The sequence below is a fragment of the Dietzia natronolimnaea genome, from assembly GCF_002289575.1.
In the GTDB taxonomy this organism is placed as follows: domain Bacteria; phylum Actinomycetota; class Actinomycetes; order Mycobacteriales; family Mycobacteriaceae; genus Dietzia; species Dietzia natronolimnaea_A.
The window spans coordinates 116,674-127,700 of the sequence record NZ_NTGA01000019.1 but is presented as its reverse complement, the minus strand read 5'-3'; the positions used below and the strand labels follow the sequence as shown (position 1 = coordinate 127,700).

The 11,027-nt window shown below is 67.8% G+C and carries 11 protein-coding genes and 1 riboswitch; of the genes, 7 read left to right on the top strand and 4 right to left on the bottom strand.

Annotation, left to right across the window (positions count from 1 at the left end; genetic code table 11):
- Nucleotides 1-775: 775 nt before the first annotated feature.
- The 5 genes from CEY15_RS11515 (at nucleotide 776) to CEY15_RS11495 (ending at nucleotide 3,916) form a co-directional block, all read left to right on the top strand.
- Nucleotides 776-1,297 carry an ArsR/SmtB family transcription factor gene (locus tag CEY15_RS11515; RefSeq protein WP_095718567.1) on the top strand — a complete coding sequence of 174 codons (522 nt, stop codon included), beginning with the start codon at nucleotides 776-778 and terminating at the stop codon, nucleotides 1,295-1,297.
- Nucleotides 1,294-2,448 (top strand): serine hydrolase domain-containing protein, encoded by a 1,155-nt coding sequence (locus CEY15_RS11510; protein WP_217987102.1) that lies wholly within the window; start codon nucleotides 1,294-1,296, stop codon nucleotides 2,446-2,448. The genes CEY15_RS11515 and CEY15_RS11510 overlap by 4 nt, the downstream gene beginning before the upstream one ends.
- Nucleotides 2,445-2,792, top strand: coding sequence for a hypothetical protein (locus tag CEY15_RS11505; RefSeq protein ID WP_095718565.1), 348 nt, complete (start codon nucleotides 2,445-2,447; stop codon nucleotides 2,790-2,792). Before CEY15_RS11510 ends, CEY15_RS11505 begins: the two co-directional genes overlap by 4 nt.
- 76 nt (nucleotides 2,793-2,868) lie before the next feature.
- Nucleotides 2,869-3,435 carry a CAP domain-containing protein gene (locus tag CEY15_RS11500; protein WP_095718564.1) on the top strand — a complete coding sequence of 189 codons (567 nt, stop codon included), beginning with the start codon at nucleotides 2,869-2,871 and terminating at the stop codon, nucleotides 3,433-3,435.
- Between the two features lie 151 nt (nucleotides 3,436-3,586).
- Nucleotides 3,587-3,916, top strand: coding sequence for a hypothetical protein (locus CEY15_RS11495; protein ID WP_095718563.1), 330 nt, complete (start codon nucleotides 3,587-3,589; stop codon nucleotides 3,914-3,916).
- A gap of 69 nt (nucleotides 3,917-3,985) precedes the next feature.
- Here the strand turns inward: CEY15_RS11495 and CEY15_RS11490 are convergent, their stop codons facing one another.
- Entirely contained in the window at nucleotides 3,986-5,104 is a 1,119-nt protein-coding gene (locus CEY15_RS11490; protein WP_095718562.1) for a reverse transcriptase family protein, read from the bottom strand.
- A 278-nt stretch (nucleotides 5,105-5,382) separates the two neighbouring features.
- On the opposite strand from CEY15_RS11490, the gene CEY15_RS11485 reads away from it, so the two are divergent.
- The gene (locus tag CEY15_RS11485) at nucleotides 5,383-5,739 is read left to right on the top strand and encodes a PadR family transcriptional regulator (protein WP_095718561.1); all 357 of its coding nucleotides are present in this window, start codon (nucleotides 5,383-5,385) and stop codon (nucleotides 5,737-5,739) included.
- A 34-nt stretch (nucleotides 5,740-5,773) separates the two neighbouring features.
- Nucleotides 5,774-6,334 carry an HAAS signaling domain-containing protein gene (locus CEY15_RS11480; protein ID WP_095718560.1) on the top strand — a complete coding sequence of 187 codons (561 nt, stop codon included), beginning with the start codon at nucleotides 5,774-5,776 and terminating at the stop codon, nucleotides 6,332-6,334.
- 32 nt (nucleotides 6,335-6,366) lie between these two features.
- Here the strand turns inward: CEY15_RS11480 and CEY15_RS11475 are convergent, their stop codons facing one another.
- The 3 genes from CEY15_RS11475 to CEY15_RS11465 all read right to left on the bottom strand — a co-directional run bounded on the left by CEY15_RS11475 (nucleotide 6,367) and on the right by CEY15_RS11465 (nucleotide 11,027).
- Complete coding sequence (locus tag CEY15_RS11475; RefSeq protein ID WP_095718559.1) at nucleotides 6,367-7,785, bottom strand: LLM class flavin-dependent oxidoreductase; 1,419 nt, start codon at nucleotides 7,783-7,785, stop codon at nucleotides 6,367-6,369.
- Between the two features lie 56 nt (nucleotides 7,786-7,841).
- A riboswitch (TPP riboswitch) is annotated at nucleotides 7,842-7,935 on the bottom strand.
- Between the two features lie 51 nt (nucleotides 7,936-7,986).
- Nucleotides 7,987-10,182 carry a YhgE/Pip domain-containing protein gene (locus CEY15_RS11470; RefSeq protein ID WP_095718558.1) on the bottom strand — a complete coding sequence of 732 codons (2,196 nt, stop codon included), beginning with the start codon at nucleotides 10,180-10,182 and terminating at the stop codon, nucleotides 7,987-7,989.
- Nucleotides 10,179-11,027, bottom strand: a complete 849-nt coding sequence (locus CEY15_RS11465; protein ID WP_095718557.1) for a hypothetical protein — start codon at nucleotides 11,025-11,027, stop codon at nucleotides 10,179-10,181. The genes CEY15_RS11470 and CEY15_RS11465 overlap by 4 nt, the downstream gene beginning before the upstream one ends.

Here is an 11,027-nt window from a genome sequence, read left to right as displayed (position 1 = left end):
CCAGTTACACCACTACAAGGGGCTTGACCGCCCTTGGCATGCTGTCCGGCTTCGCTTGGGTGATCGGCGCCCTCATCGGAGGCGTGCTGTACTGGGCCGTGATGCGCAATCACAACCCGTCCGTGCGGGTGTGAGGGGCTTCAGAAGGCCGAGTGATGAATTCCGATATGCGCGCTCGGCGGAAACGCCGTCGACGACGCCGACCGGTCTCAGACACGCTCGTGACCGCGGGGTGGGGAGTGATGCGTCGTGCATCGAAATAATGGCGCCGGTTGATGGGCTGATGGGCACCCAGGCTCGACCAGGTCTTGGTCTGAACCGCAGGCCGCACGACCACGCCGATAGGTGATCGACCGAACCCTCGGGGCTGACGGCATAGTGACGCGAATCGACATCGCCGACTTCCCGGAACGTAGAACCGATTCGGAATGACGCACCGGAAGGCCGACGTGGAATCTAAGCGGGCAGCAGTCCGCCCGCCCGGCTGACCCTCCCCGGGTAGTGCGCCCCCACTGCCCGTCCGTGCCACGGGTTGCGTGTCTTCTTCGCCCTGCGCGTTCTCTCTGTTCACCCATCCCTGGGGTGCGCGTCCCCTTCGGTTCATTCGCGCCGCATAAGTACTTCGCGCTGAGTTGGCCACGCGCCCTCTGCACCCCTGAAAGCCGCACGCGCGGGTGCTATCGCGGCCTTGCGGGAGAAGGTGCCGCCCTCGGCCCGCCCCCATGCGGCCACATCGATATTGCAAGAAGTACGTAATAGCTATAACTTCTGCGGTATGGCTGATGTCGACCGTATCGAGGCGTTGGAGCGCCGCGTGGCCGCGCTCGAAGCGTCGAGTGATCGCCCCGCGCACAGCGCGGGCGACGCGGCGCCAGCGCGGACCGCCCACGCCGACGACACGTTCTGGGCACTCGAGGGCCTGCGGTCCCGCACGTCCGATCCCGGAGCGGTGATGATGGTCGGAAGCGTGCGGACCCCGAAGGGGTATGAAGCCCGGTGGCAGATGGCCGAGCAGGCGGATGAACTGTTCGCCTCGGACTTCGCCGACCGGGCGGAATCGCTGTCCGCGCTGGCCCATCCCGTGCGGCTGCGGATCGTCCAGCGGATCCTGTCCGATGCCGACACGGTCCAGGACCTCGTGGCGACCGGGGAGTTCGGCACCAGCGGGCAGATCTACCACCACCTGCGGCAACTGTCCGCCCACGGGTGGCTGCGCGCGGCCGGAAGCGGCCGCTACGAGGTGCCCGCGGCCCGCGTCGTCCCGTTGTTGACGATCCTGCTGGGGGTGGACCGATGAGAATCGCACTCAGCCGGAGATCGGTGATCGTGGTGGTGGCCTTCGGGGTGGTGGGCGCCGTGCTGGCGACGCTGCTGCGGCCCGGCGTCGGATCGATCGACCGGGACACGCGAACGGAAGGCGACGCCCGCTTGGCCGCCGCGGTGCTGGAGGAGGCCCCCTCCCTCGGTGTGTACGCGCTCTCCGTTGCCGAGGTGACCCCACAGGGCACGCGCATCGCCACCGTCGGCGCCCCGCTGGACGGGACCGTCGAGATCGGCTCGGTCACCAAGCCGATCACCGGGATGCTGCTCGCCGACGCCATGGACCGGGGGGAACTGTCGCCCGACACCACGCTGGGCGAGATCTTTGACCTGGGAGACGCCGCGAGCGCCGACATCACCGTCGAGGAACTCGCGCGGCACCGTTCGGGACTGCCCCGGCTGCCCTTCTCGCTGCAGGGGCTGATGGACTCCTACCGCTGGCTGCTGTTCGCCCGGAACCCCTACCGCGACTCACCCGCCGACGTGGTGGAGGACGTGCGCTCGTCCTCCGTGGGGGACAAGGACCCGGAGTACTCCAACCTGGGCTTCGCCGTCCTGGGTCACGCACTGGCCGAGGTCAGCGGCCACGACTACCCGGAACTGGTCCGGACCCGGCTGGCGGAGCCCCTGGGCCTGGAGAACTTCCACGTTCCCGCCCCGGGCCAGGGCGGAGCGGCCCCCAACGCCGTCCAGGGACGTGAGTCCTCCGGGCGGGCCCAGCAGGCGTGGGACGACGCCGGCTACGCGCCGGCCGGTGGCATCCGGGCCGACGCCGCGTCGATGGCGACACTGCTCGACGCTCTCCTGGCGGGCACTGCGCCCGGCGCGGAGGCGGTGCAACCGGTCGCCGACTTTGACGACGACAACCGCATCGGCGCCGGGTGGCTCACCACCGAGCTGGACGGTCGAGAGATCACCTGGCACAACGGACAGACCGGCGGGTTCAGCACCTGGGTCGGGCTGGACCGCGCGCGAGGGACCGCGATCTTCATCTCCGGGGCGACGACCCGGGACCTCGCGCCGGCAGGTCAGCAGCTTCTGCTGCGGGCGGGCCAGGACGCCAACGAGCGCGACGACGACAAGCTCGACGACGGCAAGCTCAACCATGTATCCGGGGGCGGCCGATGAACGCGGTGCTCGTCGTCGTCGTCCTCTTCTACCTCGGCGCGATGGCCGAACTCCTCACCGCCATCGCCCGCAGCCGGGACCGGCGCAGGCTGTTCCTCGCCGCACTGGCAGTGGTGTTCACCCTGGTCGCGGCCCGGGCGCTGCTGCCGGTGACCGCGGTGACCGTCTGGGGATGGGTCGCCGCCACGACGGTCTACGCTGCGGCGGCGGGGCTGGCGTTCCGGCGGTCACGAAGCCTGCCCTGGATCGACCCCGACGCGTCGGGACGGGAACTCGCCGGGTCCGCGGTCTGGCTCCTGGTTCTCCTGGCCCTGACCACACTCACTCTGCGATCGCTCCTCTGACCACCTGGGGCGTGGGAGTGCAGATCCGTTAGACCCGGCCGTCGTGCATCGGCTACCGCCGGTACATTCGGACCGGATGATCAGGACGAACAATCGGGCAGTCTCGAGGGGCGCCGCCGCGTCGCTGCTTCTGGTGGCCTCGATGGCAGTAAGCGGCTGTGCGGAGTGGGGCCCCGCGGTGGACCCGGAGCTCCCGTCGGGTGACTCGTGGAGTCGGGCTGAGGTGGAGCCCCCGGCAGAGGCGTCTCCGGTGGAAGAGCGGACGAACGTACAGCGGAGCGAGAACGGACTTCCGACACTGGACGCCAGCGAGAAACTCCGAGACAGTGCCTGCGCGAAAGCGGACGACATGATCGCGCGGGACTACTGGGGACACCATGCGCCGGATGGCAGTGGTGATCCGTTCATGTTCATCCGTGAAGCCGGCGTCGACTACTCTACGGCTGCAGAGAACCTATTCTATTCAACTCCGGGAGGGCCCGATGCGGTCGACAGCTGGATGGAGAGTCCTGGTCACAGGGAGAACATCGTCAACCCGAATTTCACCAGTGTTGGCGTCTGCGAGCGGACGGCGGCGTACCAGGGCCTCCCGGAGGCTCATCTCTACGTGCAGCACTTTGCTACTCCGCTATCGGAGAGGTGATCGGTGGAGGGGTAGTCGGTGCCACCGAGCATCGTCGCTCGCAGCGTCCTCACGCACACAGGGGCTTAGAGTGGCATTGTGAACTCGGAGATGCTCGTTGACGACGCGACCGGCGAGCTCGTGTGTACTGCCGGCACCGACCTTTGCGCCGATGTGTGACCCATCGCTACTGCGACGGGACCTCGACGAGGCGCAGGACCGTTTCGAGCAGTATCGGGCGTCCGTGACCACGATGTTGGAAGAGCGTGGTGCCGGAGAGTTGTCGCGGGCCCTTGAGGTGGTCCTCCCCGACCTGGCCTTCTACGAGGGGCAGGCCGTCGCCGCGGCTGTGGCGCTCGAGTACCTCGCCGTCGACTCATCCTCCGTGCCGAAGGTGCTCGCCGACGAACTCGTGGAACAGCAGGCCGCGCGACGCAGCAGGGAGTTCCTGGCGGGTTTCGCCACGGTGCTCGCCCGAGTAAATCAGCACGTGCGGGGGTGAGCGGCGGCAGTGCCGTCGGTGTCGTACCCCGCACTGGTGCGGCACCTGGGCGGGCGGGGCTCTCGCTCGTCAGCGCGTCCAGTCGACCTGGTCCGCCATCCGTGTCAGTCGTTCTCGGCGGGTCGGATCAGTCGCTCCGATCCAGGCGATGAGGCCGAAGACGTGGGCGCGGAAGTCCGGGTGCCCCGAGTAATTCTGGGATGAGGCCCCATGTTGTCGGGCGTTGTGCAGGAGTGCGCGTAGGTTGTCGAACTCGACCCGGCTCACGCGCGGGCGGTCGTTGACCACCAGGCCGGCGAGGCTCTGCCGCTGATGCCGGCGCATGATGCGCACCTTGCCCGCGTGAACGGTGAACCCCTCCGAAGCGATCACCTTGAGCACCACCCACAGGGTTCGGTCTGCATCCATCGCGTCACCGGAGAGTGCGATGTCGTCTCCGTAGCGGGTGTAGGCCAGTCCGTTGGCAACGGCGAAACCCTGCAGGCGCCGGTCCAGGCATCGCATCACCAGGTTCGACAGATGTGGAGACGTTGGCGCGCCCTGGGGGAGGTGGCGTCCGCGCAGGTAGGCCGCGTGAGCGGCGGGCACTCCGGTGAGCTGATCGGCCGGGGTCGCGGTGGTGCACAGATGTGCCAACAGCCGGGCGATCGTGGGTGGGTACCCGGCTCGTCGGAACACCTCCGCGATGCGCGGGGTGGTGATGCTCTCGAAGCAATGACGCAGATCGACGCGCAGCACCGTCGCGGACCCGGAGTGTGGCTGGGCGAAAGCGCTGGTCGAGGACCCGGGGATGAACCCCGCCGCGGCAGGATGCGCGGGGATTCGCGACACCAGCAGTCGCAGGAGCCGCCGCTGAGCCTCCCGAAGTCGCGGCTTGGGCGCCTCGATCACGCGGACCCCGTCGCGTTTCTCGCGCGTCCAGACCCGGTAGTGGCGCAGGCGTGGAGTCGCCGTGCGTAGCCAGTTGCCGGGGTCGGCGAACCACTCCTGGCGAAGCGCTGCGGCCGGATGGCGGGGTTCGTCGGGAAACCCTGCGAGCAGCGTGGGGAGTGCGTCCCGTGCGATCGCCTCCGGGAGGACGGAATCGAGTGCTCGCCGGAGTTCGGGCCAGGTCCACCCGGTGTAGGTGCGGGAGAACCACGCCGCGACGTCACCGACCTCCTCCACGGTCAGGACGGGCGAGGTCATCGATCCCCGAGACGGTGGCCGACGGGCGAGGCGACCTGACGCTCGTTCTGGTGGTGTCGTCCTGCACGCGGAGCGTGCCGCGCGACACCAGACGCAGGGTCTCGCTGTGATGTGCACCCAGGGGTTGCCCCTGAGACGGATCGGATCGATCCACTCTCACCTCGCCCGCCGAACACGAGCGCCAGTCTGCCAGCTCGGCTCCTCACCGGGCGAGTACTCGGGTGGCGTCCGTCGGCCGAGCCTTGTCGATGTCGGCGGCGGCAGGTACTTTGTATGACATGGAACCTGGTCGAGCCAAGAAGTCGATGTCCGAGCTCCGACGGGGCACCGTGTCGTTTTGTGTTCTCGCACTACTCGACGAGCGGGAGCGGTACGCGGTCGAGCTGGTCTCGGACCTCGCGGGTTCCGAAGCCCTGGCGGCAAGCCAGGGAACGATCTACCCGCTGCTGTCCCGATTGCGGGAGGACGGCCTTGTCGCCACGACCTGGCGGGAATCCCGGTCGGGGCCGCCGCGGCGGTACTACCGACTGACGGACGACGGCCGCCGTTCTCTCGGTGTCTTCCGCCACGAGTGGGAGCACTTTCGGGACGCGGTCGACCGACTACTGCAGAAGGGCCACGACGATGACGACTGAGTCAGTAACCACGACCGCGAGAAGGAGTACAGAGATGAGCAGTGTTGAGGCGATCCTCGACGACTACCGCGACCGGCTCGATCGGGCGACCTCCGACCTCCCGCCGGGCCGCCGAGCCGAGCTGCTCGACGACATCCACGCTCACCTGGCCGAGGCCACAGCCGGCGCGCCGGACCGGGCCGGGGTGATGCAGATACTCGACGAGCTGGGGACCCCGGAGCGGATCGCCGATGCCGCTCGCGAGGAGTCGGGAACCCCGCGCCGTCGGGGAGTCGACGGTGACCTCACCTACGACGTGGTCTCGGTCCTGATCCTGCTGTTCGGGGGATTCCTCATCCCAGTGGTCGGGTGGATCGCCGGCGTCATCATGATCTGGAACGGCCCCCGGTGGACGATCGCCGACCGGTGGATCGGGACTCTGGCCTGGCCAGCCGCGATCGCGCCACCGGCCGCACTGTTCCTCGCTATTCATGCCCAGCTGTTGTCCCAGACGGCGTCTGTGGTGGCACTGGTGGGGGTGGCACTGTTCTCGCTCGCCCTGCTCGTGGTGCCCGTGGTCCACCTGCTGCGCGTTGCGGCGCGTCGTCGCTCCTGACCCCGCCCTCCGGTTGCGCCCCGCCCGCCGCGTCACCGGCGACGAAAGGCCGCCCCACGGTGTGACTCGGGCAGCAGGTCGCCGTCGCCGAACATCCGGGCGCGGAGGGTGCCGCGCTCCGCGGCCCGCGGATACAGTCCGCGGTGCTGGAGCACAGGGACGAGGAACTCGATGACGTCCTCCCAGGTCCCGGGATTGAGCGCGTAGGCCAGGTTGAAGCCGTCGACGTCCGTCTCCGCCATGAAGTGCTCCAGGGCGTCGGCCACGGTGTCCCCCGAACCCACCACCACGGGGCCGCCCGTCGCATTGAACCGGGCGCTGTCGCGCAACGTCCAGCGCCCATCGGTGTCCGCGGCGCCCGACAGGCTCGACACCGAGGTCTGGATGGCATCGGTGGCGACCGGGTCCAGCGGCGCGTCGAGATCCTCCCGGGAGAGGTCGATTCCGGACCAACCGGAGTTGAGTACCAGGTTCCCCGTCTCGGAGGCGTAGGAGAAGATGTCGCGATACTTCTCGGTGGCCGCCGCGTCGGTCTGGTCGACGACGATCGTGAGCAGCGCATAGACGCGCGCGGCGTCCCGGCCCCGCCCCGCCGCCTCCAAGCCCTCGCGGATCCGAGCGACCTGTTCACGGGTCTGGGCGAGAGTCGGGGATGCCACGAAGATCGCCTCCGCGTTCTCCGTGGCGAAGCGGACACCCCGCTCGGAGGCACCGGCCTGATAGATGACCGGGGTCCGCTGGGGAGAGGGCTCCGCCAGGTGGATCCCGGGAACCGTGAAGTACCTCCCGTGATGGTCGATCGGGTGCACCTTGGCCGGGTCGACGAACGTGTCATGCTCCGCGTCGAGCACCACCGCGTCGTCCTCCCAGGATCCCTCCCACTGCTTGTAGAGCACCTCCAGGTACTCGTCCGCCCGGTCGTAAAGCTCGTCGTGGGAGAGCTGGTCGTTCTGGCCCAGATTCCGCGCCGCGCTCCTGAGATACCCCGTGACCACGTTCCATCCCACCCGGCCCCGGGTGAGGTGATCCAGCGTCGACATCCGCCGGGCGAAGGTGTACGGGTGCTCCGCCGAGGTGCTCGCCGTGACGCCGAACCCGAGATGCTCAGTGACCGCCGCCATGGCACTCACCAGCATCATCGGGTCGTTCATCGGGATCTTCGCCGCAGTCCGCAGGGCCGCATCGGCACTACCGCCGTAGACGTCGTAGGGCCCGAGTGCGTCCGCGAGGAAGATGCCGTCGAACAACCCGTCCTCCAGGAGTCGGGCGAGACGGGTCCAGTGCGTGAGGTCGCGATAGTCCCGGGAGCGGTCGGCGGGGTGCCGCCAGATCCCCGGAAGCTGATGGCCTACGCCGTTGATGGCGAAGGCGTTGAACCGGATCCTCCGGGTGTGCCGCCCGGGGGCCGTGTCGTGGCGGGAATCCTGTGGCGCATCGTGCGGCGTGGTCATCGTTCTCCCGGCGCTTGTCGTGGAGGGTGGACCACCGCACGAGTCAGAGCAGCCGGTAGACGCACCGACGACATCCCTACGCGAGTTCGAACTCTATCAGGTTCGCTCGGGTGTGATCTCAGCCCGTGACGGGCACCCCGTGTCAGCCGACACTCTACTCACCGCCCGCCGACTCCACGCCTCACAGACGGTCCCACGCGGTCAGACGCTCATGAGTTTGGTCGACTGCAGCGACGAGTTCAGGTCGTCGTTGAATTTCCTGACCGCCGGGCGCAGCACCAGACCGATGAACAAGACCGGCAGAGTGAACAGGAGCAGCCATCCCAGGGCCTTCCAGTAGTCGCCGTCGTAGGTTCCGGCGATCGCCGCGCGCACCGCTGTCGTGGCATGAGACACGGGAATGAAGGGACTGATGTTCTGGAACCACTGGGGAAGGACCGCTAACGGGTACGCACCTCCGCCCGCGGAGATCTGTATGACCAGCAGGAGGACTCCGATCGCCTTGCCCGCCTCGCCGAACGCCAAGACGAGTGTGTAGGTGATCAGCGAGAAGACGAAGGACATCACCCACCCGGCGAGCAAGAGCAGCAACGGGTGGGCGGGGCGGACCCCCACGAAGCCTATGAGGCCGGCGAAGAGGATCGTGGCCTGCATGAGTGCGAGCCCACCGAAGATCGCGTAATGGCCGAAGTACTCCTGCCACGGCGTGAGCGGGCGCGTCAGCGAAGGTAGGGACTCCTCGTCGATCTCCGTACGGATGAGCACCGCGAGCAACAGTGCACCCACCCAGAGTCCGAGCACCGAGTACAGCGGCGCCATCTGGGAGCCGAAGTTGTCGACCTGGAACACCGGGATCGTCCTGAGCTTGACCGGGGACGCGAGCTCGGCGGCGAACGTCGCCGGATTCGAGCCGATGATCTCCCGGACCTCGCTCAGATCGCCCGTGTCCGCAGCGCCTCGGAGGGCGGACTCGAGCGCGGCGAAGGTGTCAGCGGAGTCGCGGAGGTCGTTCGCCAGCATCCGGACCGCGGTCTCACCGTCCGCCAGTCCGGTGCTCAACGAGGTCGATCCGGCAGCAAGCGACTGCTGTGCGGCGCTGAGATCCCGACCGATCCCGGCGACGTTGCCCTGCATCGAGGCCAGGTCGGCGGCGAGTCGGTCGAGCTGCGGCCGCACACTGGTGGCGTACTGGGTGCGGGCCGCGGCGATCGCGTCCTGTGCGGCCTGCACCTCCTGCAGGATCGCGCTGCGCGTCGCCGCACGGTCCACCGTTCCCTGGATCGCCGGCGACGCGGCCTCGTCGAGGCGCTGCTGGAGCGCCTCCTGGCGGTCGACCACCGCGTCGATGCGGTCCGCCAGCAGACTCGCCGCTTCCCGGGTCAGGGGGTCGAGGCCCGAAGCGGACGCCTGGCCCCTCAACTCGTCGCGTAGCTGCGTGTATGCCGCGATCTGCTGATCGACCATCTCGGAGGACCGCGAGAGAGCGAGTCGGGGTTGCTGCGCCGTGGGGGACTCACCGAGGAGGCGGTCCACCTCGGTGCGCAGGGTCTCGTAGCTGGCAGCACTCACCGCGAAGGCCGAGGACAGCCGCTCCGCGGCCGACGTGAGTACCTCTCGGGATGAGCGTGCGGCATCGGCACCCTGGCCGATCGCGCCCGCGGTGTCCCTGACCGCATCCGAGGACGACGAGGCGAGTGATCCGGCGCTCGACAGCATGGACTCCCCGGAGGAGAGCACCACCGCGAAGACGTCGGCAGTGCCGGCCGCGGAGTTCAGCTGTACCGCGATCTGGCCGACCGCCGACTCGAGGCGATCGAGGGTGTCTCGCGTCTCGGAGTCGTCGAGGTACGTGGCCAGCGACGAGACCAATGCCAGGCCGACCTCGTCGAGGGTCTGCGTGAAGCCCGTATCGATCTGGGTCGAGACGGCTGTGGCGGCCTCGCCGGTGATCAGTGGCGAGAGCGCGTTCTTCTTCTCGTTGACGTAGAGGTCGATCTCGACCGGTGTGGCGTCGGGGGAGAGGAAGGTCATCATCTTCTGGCTGAAGTCGGGCGGCAGGACGATCGCCGCGTAGTACTCCTCGGACCTGGTGCCCTCGATGGCGTCGTCCTGGGACACGAACTGCCAGTCGATGTCGCTGTTGGCCCGCAACTGGGAGATCACCTGATCGCCGACGTTCATCCGCATCGGGAACAGGGCGCTCTCGTAGCCCTCATCGGCGCTGGCCACTGCGACTTTGAGGTTGTCGACATTGTCGAACGGGTTCCAGCTCGAGAGCACGTTGAACCATGCGAAGAAGGAGGGGATGAGAATGACACCCACCAGGACGATCCCCGAGATCACGTTGCGGGTGGCCTGGCGGAAGTCATGACGGATCAGAGCGACGATGTTGTTCACGCGTTCTGCCCCTGCTTCTCGAGCTGATCGAGCCGGGCATCAGACCGGATCGCGACTTCTTCCTCCGCCAGTGCCTGCTTCAGAGCATCGTCGGGAAGATCGACGACCTCGGAGCCGTACGTGACGCTCTGGTTGATGTACTCGACCGTCACCATCGCGGCCATGACGATCAACAGCAGCAGCCCCCACAGTCCGAGAACGCTGGCCTTCGCATCGGGGAAGACGCTTCCCACGACGAACAGCACCATGGTTCCGAGCACTCCGGCGCTCAGTGCCGCCCACTGCAGTGTTCTGTGGTTCAGGTCGAGCCACCGCCGTCGACGGGCGTTGTCCGCACGGAACTTCTCCCGGTCGGTCAGCGCCTGGACGAGCTGGGTGAGACGCCGCCGCGAGCCCAGGATCTGGACGTCCTCGCTCAGGAACAGGCCCGTCTCGGCCACCTTGCTGTTGAACAACCGGGAGAAGTTCCCCAGGCGTTGGCGCAGGAAGATCCCGACGGCGAAGGACAGTGCGGCGAAGAGCGCGAGCACGGCCATATAGCGGAGATAGTTGAGACCGTAGAACCCACCGATGGTCTCGCGCAGCGCGTCGATGCCGTAGGTGAAGGGGAAGAACGGAAACAGCGACCGGAAGAAGTCCGGCATCATCTCGATGGGGTAGATGCCGGAGGCGCCGGGGATCTGCATGATCACCAGCAAGACGGCGATGCCCTTGCCGATGTAGCCGAACGACACCGCCAGCGCGTAGATGATCGACAGGTAGACGAGTCCGATGGCGACGCTCGTCGCCAAGAAAAAGACCGGGTTGACCGTCTGGACACCGATCACCACGTTGCCGATGCTCAC